Raw genomic sequence first — 17,343 nt, forward strand, 5'->3', positions numbered from 1 at the left:
GACACGTCACGTGGGCGATGGGCCAGGCGCGTCAGGTGGCCCCGACCTCCTCGGGGACGGGCACCCGGGACTTCGCGCGCCGTTCGGTCGACACCACCAGGGCGACGCCCACCAGGATCACCAGGCCGCCGAGCATGATCTGCACCGTCACGTGCTCGTTCACCACGAGCACACCCAGGATCACGGCGACGACGGGGTTGACGTACGCGTACGTCGAGACCAGCGAGATCGGCGCGTTGCCGAGCAGCCACGTGTACGCGGTGAACCCGACCAGCGACCCCACCAGCACCAGGTAGGCGATCGCCGCCCACGAGCGCCCCGAGACGGCGGCGAAGTCGAGCCGCTCCCCGACGGACGCGCCGACCACGGCCAGCCCCGCGCCGCCGACCAGCATCTCGACCGCGCTGGCCGTCCACACGTTGGCGGGCATGGGGATGCGCCCCGACAGGAACGAGCCGACCGACCACGACAGCGACGCGAGCAGGATCACCACGATGCCCGTCGTGCCGGCCGCCTCGCCGCCGCCGTTCAGCGACAACGCCGCCACCCCGCCGAACCCGACCAGCACCCCGGTCACCGTCAGCACCGCCGGCCGGTCTCTGGCCACGATCCTGAGCACCACCAGCCACAGCGGCACGGACGCCACGAGCAGCGCGGCCAGGCCGCTGGAGATGTGCTGCTCGGCCACCGCGACCATGCCGTTTCCGCCGGTCAGCAGCAGGAGCCCGACCAGCGCCGCGCCGCCGAACTGGCGCAGCGACATCCGGAACGGCGCCAGGCCCTTCCTGATCAGCAGGAACCCGGCGAGCAGCAAGGCGGCCGTCACGAACCGGAGCGCGCCGTGGAGCAGCGGCGGCATGGTCTCGATGGTGATCTTGATGCCGAGGTAGGTCGAGCCCCACACCACGTAGACGATCGCCAAGGCGCTCCAGACCAGGAGGGGGGAACGACCGTCAGTAGCGTTTGCACTCATGGGTCATGACTGTACAGGTGAGACCCGACAAAAGGCTCGCGAGTATCAGACGTTGGACTATGGCGGGATATCAGCGACAGATGGGCCCACCGCTCGTTGGCCGCAGTCCCCGCTCGCCGCCCGCACTCCCCGCCCGCACTCCCTGCTCGCCGTCCGTGCCCGCCGCTCGGCTGACACGCTGACGGCGTCGGTGCCCGGCATCGCACGCGCCCACCGATCTGGGAGACCGCTCACCCGTGGAACGCGCTCCCACCGCCCTCACAGCCCCGCGCAGCCCCATGCTGGCCCTCGGACACATGAGTCATTTCCCCAACGCCCCGGCAAGCTGCCCGAAACCCATCAGATCTCTACCACCAGCCCACAGCGTTGCTCGAAACAGCGTGGAACCCACCAGAACCATTCATCAAGAACGCCGTCACCTCAACGCACCCATGCGGAGAACCGGCGCCGGAAGAATTTGGTGCCCCCGTCCGAATCCCATCGATCGGGGGCGTCCGTGAACATACCCCCATCTACACGGGTCAACCAATTAGTTCACAAGAGTCAATGCGCAAGTTCGCGAACCTGACACCATCCGTCAATGCCGAGGCCACGCAGAGGTGGCCCGCCGCGTGGACAGCGGCGGGCCTCCCCGGAAAAACGCCAGGTCAGCGGGGGCCCAGCTTCTCCACGATCAACCGGTAGAGCTGCCGGGGCCGCCCGGGCTGCGGCGTACGGTTAGGCGGAAGCGGCCACGCGAGTCCCTCGTCAACCAACGTGCGCAGCAACCGCCGGGCCGTACGAGGCGTGACCCCGAGCATCTTGCCCGCGCCCTCGGCGTCGACCACCGTGTCTCCGCCTTCGAGCTTGGCCGCCAGCCTGGCCAGTACCTCCACCCCCTTCGGCTTCAGTGAGTTGGCCCCGGTCGGTGGCATCCGCGGGGCCGGGATGAGTGCCCGCCCCTCGCGGTCCACCGCGAAGCCCTGTGCCTGCTTGCCCGCCTGCGTGCGGGCCAGCGCGGCTCTCGCGTGTGACTCGGCGTCGTGCGTTGTTCGTCCCATCCCCACGCCGACCTCGACCGCCAGCCCCAACTCGTCCCTGATCCTGGCCGCGAACGGCAACACCCTGAACCCGTCGGTGGCCGCCGCGATCGAGCCCCTGGTGGCGGTCACCAGGTAGCTGTGATCGTCGATGGGCCAGACGGTGGCGTTGATCCGGTTCGCCTCCTGGACCAGGAGCCGGTGCAGCGACAGTCGCAACTCGTCGCGCCAGTAGCGGGGCGCGGCGCGGCGCACGGGTTCGCGCAGCGTCGGCACCTCCACCAGTACGACGGTGAGCTGCGACTCCTCCAGCCGGTGGTGCGCTCCGAGCAGCGCCGCGGTGTGCAGCGCCGTACGGACCGCCGCCGACGTCGGCCTGATCCTGATGACCGGCACGCCTGCGGTGTGCAGGCGTTCGGCCACCGCGGGCAGGCAGGTCAGCGCTCCCGTGGTCGTGCCCTGCCGGGCCAGGCGTTCGTGGAAGGCCGCGATCGTGCCGGTGGCACCCGGCTCGTCGCGGTTGTGCACGTCCGCGGCCGGGATGCCGAGATCCGTGTACGCCTCCTCCACATCCGCCCTGCTGACCACGTCGATGCTGACCCGCTGGGGATCCAACCGGGTGTCGAGCGCCGCTTTCGCCAGCGCCGCCACCAGTGCTGCTCCGCCGAGTTGCACGTACGTCGCGGGCATCGTCAGCACGCCGGAACGCCTGGCCAGGTCATAGGGGACCGGGCTGGCGAACAGACATGCGTCGACACCGGGACCGAGCCGCGTCACCTTGTCGGGCGCCTCCTGCTCATCGCGGTAAGCGGCCGCGACCAGGCGACACGGCAGCGGTGCCGCTGCGTGACCCATCAGCATGACTCGCTCGACCAGGTCGTGGGGTCCGACCACGCCGATGGTGAGGTCCGGTGTCATAGCGCCCGGGCGTGACACTCGGGGAGTTTCTTCGGCCCTCTCGACCAATGTTCGTCCCATCCTGCCGTCCGTTGCAGTGTTCTCTTTTGGAACGATCGCTCGCGGGGGCCGTAATGTCACGCCCGACTTTTCCGGAAAGCCGTTCTGGTTGACCGTCCGACAAGATGTCTTAGCAGCTCAACGAGGTATTTCTCGGGTCTTTTAGTGGTCAGAAATCTCTCGTGTAATGTCCGCGCCGAGCGCACGCATTCGCGCCGCGAGATGCGCGTGGCCGCGGTCGATGAGGTATCCCGAGTCGATCACGGTCTCGCCCTCGGCGGCCAGGCCGGCGAGGACGAGCGCGATCCCGGAGCGCAGATCGTGGGCCGTCACCTGAGTGCCCGTCAGCGGGGTGCGGCCGCGTACGATCGCCCGGCTGCCGTCGACCTCCACGTTCGCGCCCATCTTGTTCAGCTCTCCGGCCAGGGCGAACCGGCCGTCGAAGATGCGCTCGTGGATGTAGCTGGTGCCCTCGGCCAGGGCCGCGACGGTCATCATCGGCGACTGCAGGTCGGTGGCGAAGCCCGGGTAGGTGTCGGTGATGATGTTGATCGGCCGCAGCGGGCCCTCACGGCGTACGTGGAGCACGGCGCCCTGCCGGTGGAACTCTACGCCCATCTGCTCCAGCTTGTAGCGCACCACGCCCAGGTCGAGGCCGGTGCCGACGAGGCTCAGCTCGCCTCCGGTGAGCGCCGCGGCCATCGCGAAGACGCCCGCGTCGAGCCGGTCGGGCATCACGGTGTGCTCGACCGCGTGCAGCTCGTCGACGCCCTCCACGGTGATGAACCCGGTGCCGCCGCCGCTGATGCGCGCGCCCATCTTGGTGAGCATGTCGATGACGTCGAGCACCTCGGGCTCCAGGGCCGCGTTCTCGATCACGGTGGTGCCCTTGGCCAGTGCGGCGGCCATGATGAGGTTCTCGGTGCCGGTGTGGGAGGGGGTGTCGAGGTAGAGGGTGGCGCCGGTCAGCCCGGACGCCTTGACGTGGATGACGGTCTCGCCCTCGTCCACGATCGCGCCCAGGCGCTTGTAGCCCAGGTAGTGGAAGTCGAGGTTGCGGCTGCCGAGGTTGCAGCCCCCGACACCCTCCACGATCGCCTCGCCGAGGCGGTGCAGGAGTGCGGGGGTGAACAGCACCGATCCGCGGAAGCGCCGGGCGATCTCGGCGGGCAGGACGGGGCTGTTCACCCTGGAGGCGTCGATGACCAGCGTGCGCTCGGACTCGTGCAGCTCGACGTACGCGCCGATCGCCTCGGCCAGCTCGACCGCGCGGCGGACGTCTTCGATGATCGGCACGTTGCGCAGGACGGTGCGGCCCTTCGCGGCGAGCAGAGCCGCACCGATCATGGGAAGCACGGCGTTCTTCGCGCCCTGGATGAACGCGGTTCCACGCAGTGCGTTGCCACCGCGTACGCGGTAACGGACCATTCGTGCGGCTCCTTGGAATCAACGGTGAGGCTCGATCGGGCCAACAGTAGTCGCTAACACCAGATGACCCAGCCGAATCATCCGCTAAAGGGAACCCCCGTGACGCGCTCATATGCTTCTAGGTATCGCTGCCTGGTGCGCTCGACCACGTGGTCGGGGAGCCTGGGTGGGGGGTTTCCGGAGGATTTGTCCCATCCAGATTCGGGCGATAGCAGCCAATCGCGTACAAATTGCTTGTCAAAAGAAAGCTGCGAACGACCGGGCTGCCATTCGTCGGCCGGCCAGAAGCGCGAGGAGTCGGACGTCAGCACCTCGTCACCCAACGTCAGCACGCCGTCGGAGTCCCAGCCCAGCTCGATCTTCGTGTCGGCGACGATGATGCCACGCCCGGCGGCCAGGTCCGCGCCGCGCCGGTAGACGGCGAGCGTGATCTCCCTGAGCCGCTCCGCGGTCTCCGCGCCGACCTCCGCCACGACCTGCTCGTACGAGATCGGCTCGTCGTGCTGCCCCACCGGCGCCTTCGAGGACGGCGTGAAGATCGGCTCGGGCAGCCGCGAACCGTCTACCAGCCCCTCCGGCAGCGGCACGCCGGAGACCGCGCCGGTGGCGCGGTACTCGTTCAGCCCGCCGCCCGTCAGATAGCCCCTGGCCACGCACTCGACCTGGACCATCCGCAGCGGCCTGACCACCACGCTGCGCAGGTCGTCGCCGCGCGCCGCGACGTGGTTGGGCACGACGTCCTTGAGCTGGTCGAACCACCACAGCGACATCTGCGTGAGAATGGCCCCCTTGTCGGGGATGTCGGGCTCCAGGACGTAGTCGAAGGCGGAGATCCGGTCGGAGGCCACCATCAGCAGCAGGCCGTCGCCGGTCTCGTAGAGGTCGCGTACCTTGCCGGAGTGCACGTGCTTCATCGGGCGATGTCCGTTCGGTGGTGGGAGCCGCGCAGGCCGATCCGGCCGACGAGGTCGTAGGCGGCCCGGCGCGCGCTCTCCTGGTCGGGCCCGTGGCCCACCACGTCGAGCACCCGGCCGCCGGCCGACACCACGTCGTCGCCCGCCCGCCTGGTGCCGGCGTGGATCACGTAGGCGTGCTCGGTCTCCTCGGGCCCGGTGATCACGTCGCCCTTCACGGGAGCCTCCGGATAGCCCTCGGAGGCGATCACCACGGTCACGGCGGAGCCGTCCTTAAAGACCGGGTCGAGCCCCAGTTCGCCGGTCGCGCACGCCATGAGCAGCCCGCCCAGCGGCGTCTCCAGCCGGTCGAGCAGCACCTGCGCCTCCGGGTCGCCGAAGCGCGCGTTGAACTCGACCACCTTCGGCCCCTTCGCGGTCAGCGCCAGCCCCACGTAGAGCACCCCCTGGTACGGCAGCCCGCGCCGGGTCAGCTCCCCGATCGTGGGATGCACGACCTCCCGCATCACCTGCTCGGTCAGCCCGTCGGGCGCCCACGGCAGCGGCGTGTAGGCGCCCATGCCGCCGGTGTTGGGACCCTCGTCGCCGTCGTGGGCGCGCTTGAAGTCCTGGGCGAGTTGCAGCGGCACGGCCGTGCTGCCGTCGCACAGCGCGAACAGCGACACCTCGGGCCCGTCGAGGAACTCCTCGATCACCACCCGCTCGCAGGACAGCGCGTGCGCGAGCGCCTCGGCGCGGTCGCCGGTGACGACGACGCCCTTGCCCGCCGCCAGGCCGTCGTCCTTGACCACGTAGGGGGCGCCGAACTCGTCGAGCGCCGCCGCGGCCTCCTCCTCGGTGACGCACGTCCTCGACCGTGCGGTGGGCACGTCGGCGGCCTGCATGATCTCCTTGGCGAACGCCTTGGAGCCCTCGATCATGGCGGCGTCGCGGGACGGCCCGAAGCAGGCGAAGCCCGCCTCGCGCACCGCGTCGCTCACCCCCGCCACCAGCGGCGCCTCCGGCCCGACCACGACCAGGTCGACCCGTAGCCGCTCGGCCAGCGCGGCCACCTGCCCGGGGTCGAGCGGATCGACGGGGTGAACGGTCGCGACCCGCTCGATGCCAGGATTGCCTGGCGCGCAGTGGAGGTCGGTGACCTGGGGATCGAGGCTGAGCGAACGGCACAGGGCGTGCTCACGCCCTCCGGAACCAATGACTAGAACGCGCACGCGGTCCATTGTCGCAGGCCCCTCGGCCTGCGCAGGCTCCGGTGGCCGGGACAGCACATGCCGGAACAGGCGGCAAACTTTGTGGAGTTCTACGGGAGCCGAGGGGCACTGGCCGAGTATCGTCGGATAGGTTCACCCGCCTGTGGTAAGTTAGGGCGGCTTTGCGGCGTCTCTAGTGATTGGAGGTGGTCCGGGATGAAACCTGGTGATCCCAGCAGTACGTGCTCCGACACGTACAGCCTGCGTACCCCCGACCACTCCAATCCGGCAGCCTGATCGTGCCTCCGCGCTTTTGTGTTGATTGAGGTGACTTCTTCGCGCGTGGAGTGCGCCCGGTCGGGCGGAAAGGGACTCCCATGCGCTCGTCCACCCTTTTCCGTCGTATCAACCGACACTCCGTACCTTCGCGCGCCCCGCGCCAGCTCGTGACGCCGGTGCCTGAGGTGCACCTGCCACCGGGTGACTCCGTCGTCGAGTTCGGCGCCTACCTCCAGGGCAAGAAGGTCTCCGCCGCCGGCATCGTCGAGGCGGTCGACCTCGTACGCGAGCACAACAAGAGCGCCGACGGCGCCAACGCCTTCGTCTGGGTGGGGTTGCACGAGCCGGCCGCCCCCGAGGTCGAGTGGCTCTCCGAGGTCTTCGGCCTGCACCCGCTGGCCGTCGAGGACGCCGTCAAGGCGCACCAGCGGCCCAAGGTCGAGCGGTTCGGCGAGTCGCTGTTCATGGTGCTCAAGACCGTCGCCTACCTCGACCACGACGAGCTGACCGCCACCAGTGAGATCATCGCGACCGGCGAGATCATGGTGTTCCTCGGCGTGGACTTCGTGGTGACGGTGCGGCACGGCGAGCACTGCCCGCTCACCATCGTCCGCGAGCGCCTCGAGGACAAGCCGAAGCTGATGAACCGCGGGCCCGCCGGTGTCCTGCACGCGATCTCCGACCACGTGGTCGACCAGTACCTGCAGGTGGCCGACCTCATGCAGCTCGAACTGGAAGAGGTCGAGGCCACGGTGTTCGCGGACGTCAGCTCCCGCGACATCAACCGGATCTACCAGCTCAAGCGCGAGATGCTGGAGATGAAGCGGGCCGTCATGCCGTTGCAGGCGCCCATGGCGGCGCTGCCCCAGCGGCGGGTCATCCCCTCGGAGATGCGCGAATACTTCCGCGACGTCGGCGACCACCTGTCGCGCGTGTGCGAGCAGGTGGACTCGTCCAACGAGCTGTGCAGCTCGATCCTGCAGGCCGCGCTCGCCCGCTCGAACGCCCTCGCCAACGAGGACATGCGCAAGATCTCCTCGTGGGTGGCCATCCTCGCGGTGCCCACGATGATCGCCGGGATCTACGGCATGAACTTCGACTTCATGCCGGAGACCAAGCAGGTGTGGGGCTACCCTGCGGTCCTCGCCCTGATGATCACCGTCTGCGTGCTGCTGCACCGCGGCTTCCGCCGCAACGGCTGGCTCTGACCCCAGCCCGCTCTGTCGCAGCGGAGCAGGTCAGACGCCGACCGGCCGGAGCGGGCTCACGGGCTCGGGCAGGTCGAGGCCCCGCTCACGCCACACCTCCCGCATCCGGTCGGGGTAGTCGGTGACGATCCCGGCCACCCCCAGGTCCAGCATCCTGCCCGCCAGGGCGGGCTCGTTGACGGTCCACACCACCACGTCGAGCCCGGCCGCCGTGGCCTGCGCCATCAGCGACTCGTCCACCATGGCGTGCTCGGGCGAGAGCGTGGTGGCCCCGGCCGCGCGCGCGGCGGCGGGCACGTCGGCGTCGACCCCGGTGTCGACGCCGTCGTTCCAGTGCAGGGTGTCCAGCTCGATGAGCGCGAAGCGGCGGGTGCCTGGGGCCAGCTCGGCGGCGTGCGTGATGACGCGCCAGTCGAAGCTGAGGATGGCCGCGTTGTCGAGCCGGCCGTGCCGGTCGAGCTCTTCGACGACCAGCTCGGTGAAGAGCCGGGGATCGGCGGTCAGCTCCGGCCTGGTCGGGTCGGACTTCAGCTCGATGTGCAGGCGTACGCTCTCGGCCTCGTAGGCGTTCACCAGGCCGAGCACCGCGCCGAGCGTCGGCATGCGGGTCTCGGGCATGGGCACCTGGGTCAGTGCGAAGGGGTCGTCGGGGTGGCGCGGCAGGCGTACGCCGACGTCGAGCATGCGGAGCTGCGCCAGCGTCAGGGTGTTGATCGCCTTGCCGACGTAGGGGAAGAGCGGGTCGCCCACGTGCACCGGCCGCCGGTCGGCGCTCGTGACCGCGGAGACCGTGAGGTCGTGCGTGAGCACGAGGCGGCGGTCGGCGGTGAGCGCGACGTCGAGCTCGAGTGCGTGGACGCCCAGCTCCATCGTGCGGCTCATACCGGGCAGGGTGTTTTCCGGCCAGAGGCCCCGTGCCCCCCGGTGACCATGAATCTCAACGCGCACAACCGGGACACTACCTGGCGCGGGGCGCCTCTAGGCAGTGCCACGCCGTGTCCTTTTTATCCTGCTACGCGCCGTCGTGCGGTTCTGGGCAGACAATAGGCTGTTCTCCATGATGGAGGTTCTCAAAACAGCCCATTACCCGACAGTTCGGGCATGGGTTGAAGGGTGGGTCATCTCCCGCAACGCCCCCCGGCCCGTACGCGAGCCGTGGGGTCTGCGCGTGGACGTCGGCCTGCCCGGCCACGTCGCCCGTCACGTCGTCTCCGCCCCGACGCCCGAGGTCCTCCGCCGCCTGACCGCCAGGCTCACCACCCCAGGCACCTGGCTCAAGCTCTGCGCACCGGCCGAGGCCGTGATCCCGCTGCTGCCGACCCGCTGGGCCGTGCAGGACCCGGAGTTCATGATGACCGCGTCCCTGCTCGGCCGCACCCCGCCGGCGGCGCCGCCCGGCTACACGCCGGCCGTCACCACCAGGGCGGGCGTCACGGTGGTCCGGCTGCTGACCGCGGCGGGCGAGGTGGCCGCGCGGGGACAGTTCGCGATCGCGGGCACGACGGCGGTCGTGGACCAGGTGGAGACGGCGGGCGACCACCGCCGCCGCGGCCTCGGCACCGTCGTCATGACGACGATCGCCGCCACGGCCGCCTCGATGGGGGCGCGCACGGGCGTCCTGGTCGCCACCGCCCAGGGCCGGGCCCTGTACGAGACGGTCGGCTGGACGCTGCACACCCCCATGACGGCGGCCGTACTTCAGCAGTGAGGGGCGGTCAGACCAGCGGGCGCACCACGATGGTCTGGTCGCGCCCCGGGCCCACCCCGATGGCCGAGATCGGCGCCCCGCTCATCTCCTCCAGGGTCCGCACGTACGCCTGCGCGTTCGGCGGCAGGTCATCGAACGACTTGGCGCTGGTGATGTCCTCCTGCCAGCCGGGGAACTCCTCGTAGATCGGCTTGGCGTGGTGGAAGTCGGTCTGCGTCATGGGGATCTCGTCGTGCCGCACCCCGTCCACGTCGTAGGCCACGCACACCGGGATCCGCTCCAGACCGGACAGCACGTCGAGCTTGGTCAGGAAGTAGTCGGTGACGCCGTTGATGCGGGTGGCGTACCGGGCGATCACCGCGTCGAACCAGCCGCAGCGGCGGTTGCGGCCGGTCGTGACGCCGTACTCGCCGCCGGTCTGGCGCAGCCACTCGCCCATCTCGTCCGTCAGCTCGGTCGGGAACGGGCCCGAGCCGACCCGCGTGGTGTACGCCTTCAGAATGCCGATGATCTTGGTGAGCCGGTTCGGCGGGATGCCGGCACCGGCGCACGCCCCGCCCGCCGTGGGCGAGGAGGAGGTGACGAACGGGTACGTGCCGTGGTCGATGTCGAGCAGCGTGCCCTGCCCGCCCTCCAGCAGCACGAACTTCTCCTCGTCCAGCGCCTTCGACAGCACCAGCGAGGTGTCGGCGATGTGCGGCTTGAGCCGCTCGGCGTAGGCGAGGTATTCCTCCAGCACCGCCGCGGGGTCGATGCCGCGCCGGTTGTAGACCTTGGTCAGCACCTGGTTCTTCTCGGTCAGCGCGACCTCGATCTTCTTCTCCAGGATGCCCGGGTCGAGCAGGTCCTGGACGCGCACGCCCATCCGGGCGATCTTGTCGCCGTACGCCGGGCCGATGCCGCGGCCGGTGGTGCCGATCCTGGCCTTGCCCAGGTAGCGTTCTGTCACCTTGTCGAGGGCCTTGTGGTGCGGCATGATCAGGTGCGCGTTCGACGAGATCAGCAGCCGCTCGGCGGAGATGCCCCGCTCGGCCAGCCCGTCGATCTCGCCGAGCAGCACACCCGGGTCGATCACCACGCCGTTGCCGATGACAGGCACCACCTCCGGCGACAGGATCCCGGTCGGCAGCAGGTGCAGCGCGTATTTCTGGTCACCGATGACCACGGTGTGACCCGCGTTGTTGCCGCCTTGATAGCGGACGACGTAGTCGACGTCGCCACCGAGCAGGTCGGTGGCCTTGCCCTTGCCCTCATCGCCCCACTGGGCACCAACGAGAACGGCAGCCGGCATGGTTCAGTCTCCCGAGCACACAAACGAAAACCCCTGGCGCAAGCGCGACAGGGGCTCTTGCGTGGAGAGACTACCCGAACGTGTCTATTCGTCCCAAGGGTTAACCCTTGGTCAGCGCGTCGTGACCGGTTTCTGAACTGTCCTTGAGGAACTGCAGGCACCGTTCGGCCTCGTCCTTCTCGCCGATGGCCTGGGCGGCCCTGGACAGCGCGTACAGGCAGCGCAGGAAGCCCTGGTTCGGCTCGTGCTCCCAGGGCACGGGCCCGTGCCCCTTCCAGCCGTTGCGGCGGAGCTGGTCGAGCCCGCGGTGGTAGCCCGTACGGGCGAAGGCGTAGGACGTCACGGCGTGCCCCTGGGCGAAGTACTCCTCCGCCAGCACGGCCCACGCCCCCGGGTAGGCGGGGAATCGGGCTGCCACGTCGGCGGCCTTGGCGCCGGATTCCAGCGCCTGCCTGGCCTCGGGCAGATCCGGCAGGTGAGTCGGGGGCGGCCCGGCGAGAAGGTTATCCATAGGACAAGTCATACCCGCCGAGCCGCACACGTGGCTAGGAGATCTTCGTTCCGGCGCTCTTGAGGCTCTGGCACGCCTCCACGACGCGGGCCGCCATCCCCGCCTCGGCCGTCTTGCCGTACGAGCGCGGGTCGTAGACCTTCTTGTTGCCGACGTCGCCGTCCACCTTGAGCACGCCGTCGTAGTTCTTGAACATGTGGTCGGCGATCGGCCGGGTGAAGGCGTACTGGGTGTCGGTGTCGACGTTCATCTTGACGACGCCGTAGGAGATGGCCTCGTGGATCTCCTCGAGCAGCGAGCCGGAACCGCCGTGGAAGACCAGGTCGAACGGCTTGTCCTGGCCGTATTTCGCGCCCACCGCGTCCTGGATCTCCTTCAGCACGCTCGGCCGCAGCTTGACGTGGCCCGGCTTGTAGACGCCGTGCACGTTGCCGAACGTGGCGGCCAGCATGTAGCGGCCCCTGTCGCCGATGCCGACGGCCTCGGCGGTGGCCAGCGCGTCCTCGGCCGTCGTGTAGAGCTTCTCGTTGATCTCGCCGACGACGCCGTCCTCCTCGCCGCCGACGACGCCGATCTCCATCTCCATGATGATCCGAGCCCTGGCGCACTTCTCCAGGAGCTCCTTGGCGATCTCAAGGTTCTCCTCCAGCGGCACGGCCGAGCCGTCCCACATGTGCGACTGGAAGAGCGGGTCGAGGCCCTTGGCGACCCGCTCCAGCGAGATGTCGAGCAGCGGCCGCATGAAGCCGTCGAGCTTGTCCTTCGGGCAATGGTCGGTGTGCAACGCGATCGTGACGGGATATCCGGCCGCCACCACCCTCGCGTACTCCGCCAGCGCCGTGGCGCCGGTGACCATGTCCTTGACGGTGGCGCCCGAGAGGAACTCCGCGCCGCCGGTGGAGACCTGCACGATGCCGTCGCTCTCGGCCTCGGCGAAGCCACGCAGGGCGGCGTTCAGCGTCTGCGAGGAGGTCACGTTGATCGCGGGGTAGGCGAATCCGCCGGCCTTGGCCCGGTCGATCATCTCAGCGTAGACCTCTGGAGTCGCAATAGGCATGTTTCATCTCCCTGAGAAGTTACGTCTTCGCGCCAGGCCCAGTATCTCGGGTCACTACCCGCTGGGGTAGAGACAACGCGTGCTCAATGGTCCCGGTGCGCATCTCCGCTCCAGGTAGGCTCTCCGGGTGGACTGGCTTTGGAATCTCCTCGACCCGACGTGGTGGCTCACGATTCTCGGTGCTTTCGCCACCATCGGCGTTCTCGCGATCATCTTCGCGGAGACGGGTCTGTTGCTCGGGTTCTTCCTGCCCGGTGACTCGCTGCTGGTGGCCGCGGGGATTTTCAGCTCGGCGTCGGTGGCGGGGGGAATGGGCATCGAACCGCTCTCGTTCCCCGTGCTGTTGATCGGCACGCCGTTGTGCGCGATCGGCGGGGCCCAGCTCGGCCATTTCCTCGGGGCGCGATTCGGCCGCAGGCTCTTCGACAAACCCGACTCGCGGTTGTTCAAGAGAGAGCACGTGGTCAGGGCCGAGGAGTTCTTCGAGAAGTTCGGTCCCGCCAAAGCGGTGATTCTGGCGAGGTTCGTGCCGATCGTCCGTACGTTCATGAATCCCGTCGCGGGCGTGCTCGAGATGACCCCCAAGCGTTTCCTGCTGTGGAACGTCGTCGGCGGCCTCGTCTGGGTCGAGAGCCTCCTCCTGCTCGGCCATTTCCTCGGCGGCCAGGTCGACCCCAAGCAGATCGACAGGTACATCCTGCCGGGCGTCTTCCTGATCGTGCTGATCTCGCTGATCCCCATCTTCGTCGAGGCGATCAAGCACCGCCGGTCCGGCAAGCGGCTCCCCGAGCCCAACGGCAAGCACCACCGCGTGCCGACGAACTGGGACGGCCAGTCCTGACGCGGCACCGACGGAGGAGCTGACCCCGCGGTCACGGGAACGGCGCAGCGCCAACGGGTACGCTGCCCCCTGTGGGACGCCACAGGTCAGCTCCGATGGGGTTCGGCCGACTGGCGCTCGCCGTCGTGGCCGCAGGGGCCGTGGTGACGCTCCTGGTCATCGGTGGCCGCGCGCTGATCGGCCCGCTCGGCGCGGCCGAGCGTACGCCCGTCTCCAGCCCCACCGCCGGGCCCACCGCCGCGTCCACGGCAGGGTCCACAGCGGGGGCCACGGCGCAGGCGCCGACCGTACGCATCGAGTGCCTCGCCGAGACCTGCCCCCTCGTCACGGTCCGCGTGCCGGGCGGCGACGTGCTGCAGTACCGCGAGATGAGCAGGGGCGAGGAGGTCAGCTACTTCGAGCCGGAGCTCGACGTCGTGCTCAGCGACGCCGGCACCGTACGCGTCACCGAGAACGGCGAGCCGCGCCCCCAGGGCGAGCACGGCGCCCGCGAAGCCTTCACCGTACGCGCCCCCGGCTGACCATCCCGCGCACGCCCGCCGCCGCGCCTCAGAGCCCGAGGTCCCGCTGCGTGTACGCGGTGCGGTATTCGAGGCCCTCCGCGACGAGCCGCTCCGTGGCGCCCCGGTCGACGATGGTCGCCACGGCCACCACCTCGGCCCCCGCCTCGCGCAGCGCCTCCACCGCCGTCAGGGGTGAGGAACCCGTGGTGGAGGTGTCCTCGACGACCAGCACCCGGCGGCCCTTGACCTCCGGCCCCTCGATCCGCCGCTGCATGCCGTGCGCCTTCTGCGTCTTGCGCACCACGAACGCGTCCAGCACCCGCCCGCGCGCCGCCGCCGCGTGCACCATCGCGACGGCCACCGGGTCGGCCCCCAGCGTGAGCCCGCCCACCGCCTCGTAGTCGAGGTCGGCCGTCAGGTCCAGCATCACGCTGCCGACGAGCGGCGCGGCCACGCCGTCGAGCGTGATCCGCCGCAGGTCGAAGTAGAAGTCGGCCTCCTTGCCCGAGGACAGGATGACCTTGCCGTGGATGATGGCCTTGAGCTTGATCTCGGCCAGCAGGGTGTCGCGATCCGTCATGGCCCCAAGCTTAGGGCCGCCCAGGATCCGGGCCTCTGGGCGTCACGGGTCCGGGCCCAGCGTCCTGAGCACGGCCAGGGCCTGCCCGTACGCCCCCCGCCCCCGCCCGCGCGGAACCCAGCGCCCAGCACGCCTGCGCCAGGTCGCAGCCGCCGCACACCGCCTTGGCCACCACGTCCACCTCGGGCGTCCACCAGTCGTCGGCGAGCGACCAGCCCGCCGCCAGACTCCTGCCGCGCCAGCGCGACAGCACGTCCCTCTCCATCGGTCCTCCATCGGAAGTCCTCGCAGTAAAGACGCGGGCGCGGTTTAGCCATGACGGGGAATGCGGAATGATTGCGCCTGGCAACCCCGCGTAATCGTGAGGTCACTATGGGTGTCGAATCTCCGCAAAGCGATGCACACCTGCTTCAGGCGGTCAGAGGGGGCAATGCGGCTGCCTACGGGGAGCTCTACGAGCGCCACGTCGCCGCGGCCCGCGCGCTCGCCCGGCAACTCGCCAGGGGAGCGGAGGTCGAGGACGTGGTGGCGGAGTCGTTCACCAAGATCCTCGAGCTGGTGGGCAGGGGCGGCGGGCCCGACTCCGGCTTCCGCACCTACCTGCTCACCGTCGTGCGGCGCACGGTCTACGACCGCTCCAGGGTCGAGAGCCGCCAGGTGACCACGGGCGAGATCGAGCTGTACGACCCGGGGGCGCCCTTCGTCGATCCCGCGCTCGTCGGGCTGGAGAAGTCGCTGATCGCCAGGGCCTACCTGTCGTTGCCCGAGCGCTGGCGGGCGGTGCTCTGGCACACCGAGGTCGAGCGGGTCAAGCCGGCCGACGTGGCGCCGCTGCTGGGGCTGTCGGCCAACGGCGTGGCCGCGCTGGCCTACCGGGCGAGGGAGGGGTTGCGGCAGGCGTACCTGCAGATGCACCTGGGCGTCGCGCCGCAGCACGAGTGCCGTCCCGCGCTGGGCAAGATGGGCGCCTACGTACGCGGCGGGCTGGCCAGGCGCGACTCCAAAGAGGTGGACGAGCACGTCAGCACGTGCGAGGAGTGCCACGGGGTGCTGCTCGAGCTGACCGACGTCAACCGCGGGCTGCGGGTCATGGTGGGGCCGCTGATCGCGGGGCCGCTGTTCGGCGGCTACGCGGCGGCGCTGGCCAAGGCGGCGGCCGGGGGCACCGGTGCGGGCGGGGCGCTGCGGCTGTTCGGCCTGCTGCGGCGGGTGCCCCGGCAGCAACAGGCGGTCGTGGCCGGCGGCACCGCGGTGGCGGTGGCCGTGGCGGTGGCGTTCCTGCTGGTCTCCGACGAGCAGCCGATCAGGACACCGCCCGCGGCCTCGCCGGTCGCGCAACCGCCCGCCTCGGCGGCCCTGGAGCCCGTGCCGGTGCCGGTGCCGAGTCAGCCGCCGGCGCAGGTGCCGCCGCCGGTCCGCGAGGACGAACCGGGCAAGGCGAAGCTGCGGGCCACGATCGACGCGCTCGGCGCCCTCGTACGCGCCCGTCCCGGCATCGTCGCCATCCGCCTGCGCAACTACGGCGAGGGTCCCAGCGAGAAGCTGGCCGCGCTCGTGGACCTGCCGCCCGGCGTGACCCTCGTCCCGACCGTCCGGCACGGTCCAGGCGCCGCCGTCCACGTCCCGGTGGGCACGGTCGACGGCTGGTCCTGCCGCCCCACCAAGAGCGGCGCGCGGTGCGCGCGAGAGCCGCTGGAGGCGGGGCAGGGCACGGCGGTGTTCCTGCGGGTGCTGGTGGCCGACGAGGCGCCGCAGGGCGCGGGCCCGGTCGTCCGGGTCGCGTCGGGGTCGCTGCGGGTGCGGGCGCGGGCCGAGCAGGGCGTACGCACGACGGGCGCACCCGCCAGGTTCGCCACCGACGGGAAGGTGGTGGTCAGGGCCGTCGGCAACGCCCTGCTGAGCTGCCCGCAGGAGCGGGCGGGCTGCCAGGAGGCCAGGCGCCGCCAGGGCGCGCAGCGCGACAACGACCTGTGGCCGATGACCGCCCTCGACCAGGACGACCGGCCCGAGACCGAGTCCTCCAGCGGGGCCGCGCTGTCCCTGCCGAAGGGCGGCGAGGTCGTGTGGGCCGGGCTCTACTGGTCGGCGGCCACCGAGAAGGCCGGGCCGATCAAGCTCAGGCCGCCGGGGCGGCGCGAATACCTGACCGTCCAGCCCAGCCAGGTGACGGTGCGCGAGCTGCCGCTTGGCCCCGCCTACCAGGCGTTCGCCGACGTGAGCGACCTGGTCGGCGACGTACGCAGGAACGGCACCTGGTGGGCCGCCGACGCACCCATGGAGGAGGGGGTCTCGCGCCATGCCGGGTGGAGCCTGGTGCTGATCGTCACCGATCCGTCCGAGCCGTACAGCCAGGCCGTGGTGCTCGACACGGCGACCGTGGTCGGCGGCCGGTCGCGGCGGGTGCGGGTCCCGCTGGGCGGTCTGAGCCCTGCCGCCGCTCCCGCCAGGGCCGAGCTGGTCACCTGGGAGGGCGACGCCGACCTCGGGGGTGACAAGGTCTCGCTCGGGTCGGGCGCGCTCACCCCGGCCGGTGGCGACCGCGAACGTTCGAACGTCTTCGACGGGTCGTCCAACGGCGTGGCCGAGCTGACGTTCGGCGTCGACGTCGACACGGTCAGTGCGGAGCTTGGGGTCGATCCGGGGCTGACGATCGTGACGGACAAGGACGTCGTCCTGTTCGGTGTGGTCGCGCTGAGCGTACGGGCCCGATCGTGACGACAAACAGGACAAAATGGTACGGTCTGCCTGATTGGTCTGGCCTGACGCCGAGCGGTTGCCGAATCGTCGGGATTAACCCCCGCGCGATCACCTGCTTTCATTACCCTGAGAGAGGGCCGCCGAGTCCGGTCTCTGACGGTGCAGAGCCAGCAAGGTCGGACCACCA

Annotated in this window: 16 protein-coding genes; 5 read left to right on the plus strand and 11 right to left on the minus strand. The window is 70.2% G+C overall.

Annotated elements, in window-relative coordinates:
- Positions 1–31 precede the first annotated feature (31 nt).
- The 5 genes from ABD844_RS29005 to purD all read right to left on the minus strand — a co-directional run bounded on the left by ABD844_RS29005 (position 32) and on the right by purD (position 6,502).
- The gene (locus tag ABD844_RS29005; RefSeq protein WP_344884902.1) at positions 32–973 is read right to left on the minus strand and encodes an EamA family transporter; all 942 of its coding nucleotides are present in this window, start codon (positions 971–973) and stop codon (positions 32–34) included.
- 647 nt (positions 974–1,620) lie between these two features.
- Positions 1,621–2,910 (minus strand): GTP cyclohydrolase IIa, encoded by a 1,290-nt coding sequence (locus ABD844_RS29010; RefSeq protein ID WP_344884905.1) that lies wholly within the window; start codon positions 2,908–2,910, stop codon positions 1,621–1,623.
- A gap of 201 nt (positions 2,911–3,111) precedes the next feature.
- Positions 3,112–4,377 carry a UDP-N-acetylglucosamine 1-carboxyvinyltransferase gene (murA, locus tag ABD844_RS29015; protein ID WP_344884908.1) on the minus strand — a complete coding sequence of 422 codons (1,266 nt, stop codon included), beginning with the start codon at positions 4,375–4,377 and terminating at the stop codon, positions 3,112–3,114.
- 77 nt (positions 4,378–4,454) lie between these two features.
- On the minus strand, positions 4,455–5,291 hold the full coding sequence (locus ABD844_RS29020; protein WP_344884911.1) for a phosphoribosylaminoimidazolesuccinocarboxamide synthase: 837 nt from the start codon (positions 5,289–5,291) through the stop codon (positions 4,455–4,457).
- The gene (gene purD / locus ABD844_RS29025; protein WP_344884914.1) at positions 5,288–6,502 is read right to left on the minus strand and encodes a phosphoribosylamine--glycine ligase; all 1,215 of its coding nucleotides are present in this window, start codon (positions 6,500–6,502) and stop codon (positions 5,288–5,290) included. The genes ABD844_RS29020 and purD overlap by 4 nt, the downstream gene beginning before the upstream one ends.
- A gap of 434 nt (positions 6,503–6,936) precedes the next feature.
- Between purD and corA the strand changes: the two genes are divergently transcribed.
- On the plus strand, positions 6,937–7,968 hold the full coding sequence (gene corA / locus ABD844_RS29030; protein WP_344884917.1) for a magnesium/cobalt transporter CorA: 1,032 nt from the start codon (positions 6,937–6,939) through the stop codon (positions 7,966–7,968).
- A 30-nt stretch (positions 7,969–7,998) separates the two neighbouring features.
- Here the strand turns inward: corA and ABD844_RS29035 are convergent, their stop codons facing one another.
- Positions 7,999–8,916: a glycerophosphodiester phosphodiesterase family protein gene (locus tag ABD844_RS29035; protein ID WP_344884920.1), complete on the minus strand. Its 918-nt coding sequence runs from the start codon at positions 8,914–8,916 to the stop codon at positions 7,999–8,001.
- 109 nt (positions 8,917–9,025) lie between these two features.
- On the opposite strand from ABD844_RS29035, the gene ABD844_RS29040 reads away from it, so the two are divergent.
- Complete coding sequence (locus tag ABD844_RS29040; protein ID WP_344884923.1) at positions 9,026–9,676, plus strand: GNAT family N-acetyltransferase; 651 nt, start codon at positions 9,026–9,028, stop codon at positions 9,674–9,676.
- A 7-nt stretch (positions 9,677–9,683) separates the two neighbouring features.
- Here ABD844_RS29040 and ABD844_RS29045 read toward each other — a convergent pair whose 3' ends face one another.
- From ABD844_RS29045 to fbaA, 3 genes are all read right to left on the minus strand, one after another.
- Positions 9,684–10,967 (minus strand): adenylosuccinate synthase, encoded by a 1,284-nt coding sequence (locus ABD844_RS29045; protein WP_344884927.1) that lies wholly within the window; start codon positions 10,965–10,967, stop codon positions 9,684–9,686.
- 100 nt (positions 10,968–11,067) lie between these two features.
- Complete coding sequence (locus ABD844_RS29050) at positions 11,068–11,478, minus strand: DUF3151 domain-containing protein (RefSeq protein WP_344884930.1); 411 nt, start codon at positions 11,476–11,478, stop codon at positions 11,068–11,070.
- Positions 11,479–11,512: 34 nt separating this feature from the next.
- Positions 11,513–12,535: a class II fructose-bisphosphate aldolase gene (fbaA, locus tag ABD844_RS29055; protein ID WP_344884933.1), complete on the minus strand. Its 1,023-nt coding sequence runs from the start codon at positions 12,533–12,535 to the stop codon at positions 11,513–11,515.
- A 127-nt stretch (positions 12,536–12,662) separates the two neighbouring features.
- Here fbaA and ABD844_RS29060 point away from each other — a divergent pair, with 127 nt between their 5' ends.
- Complete coding sequence (locus tag ABD844_RS29060; RefSeq protein WP_344884936.1) at positions 12,663–13,376, plus strand: DedA family protein; 714 nt, start codon at positions 12,663–12,665, stop codon at positions 13,374–13,376.
- A 95-nt stretch (positions 13,377–13,471) separates the two neighbouring features.
- Positions 13,472–13,897 carry a hypothetical protein gene (locus ABD844_RS29065; RefSeq protein ID WP_344884939.1) on the plus strand — a complete coding sequence of 142 codons (426 nt, stop codon included), beginning with the start codon at positions 13,472–13,474 and terminating at the stop codon, positions 13,895–13,897.
- Positions 13,898–13,925: 28 nt separating this feature from the next.
- Here the strand turns inward: ABD844_RS29065 and pyrE are convergent, their stop codons facing one another.
- Positions 13,926–14,459: an orotate phosphoribosyltransferase gene (pyrE, locus tag ABD844_RS29070; protein ID WP_344884942.1), complete on the minus strand. Its 534-nt coding sequence runs from the start codon at positions 14,457–14,459 to the stop codon at positions 13,926–13,928.
- A gap of 10 nt (positions 14,460–14,469) precedes the next feature.
- Positions 14,470–14,724, minus strand: a complete 255-nt coding sequence (locus ABD844_RS29075; RefSeq protein ID WP_344884945.1) for a hypothetical protein — start codon at positions 14,722–14,724, stop codon at positions 14,470–14,472.
- 107 nt (positions 14,725–14,831) lie between these two features.
- Between ABD844_RS29075 and ABD844_RS29080 the strand changes: the two genes are divergently transcribed.
- Positions 14,832–17,174, plus strand: coding sequence for a sigma-70 family RNA polymerase sigma factor (locus ABD844_RS29080; RefSeq protein WP_344884948.1), 2,343 nt, complete (start codon positions 14,832–14,834; stop codon positions 17,172–17,174).
- Positions 17,175–17,343 lie beyond the last annotated feature (169 nt).

This window comes from Nonomuraea antimicrobica (genome assembly GCF_039536965.1).
In the GTDB taxonomy this organism is placed as follows: domain Bacteria; phylum Actinomycetota; class Actinomycetes; order Streptosporangiales; family Streptosporangiaceae; genus Nonomuraea; species Nonomuraea antimicrobica.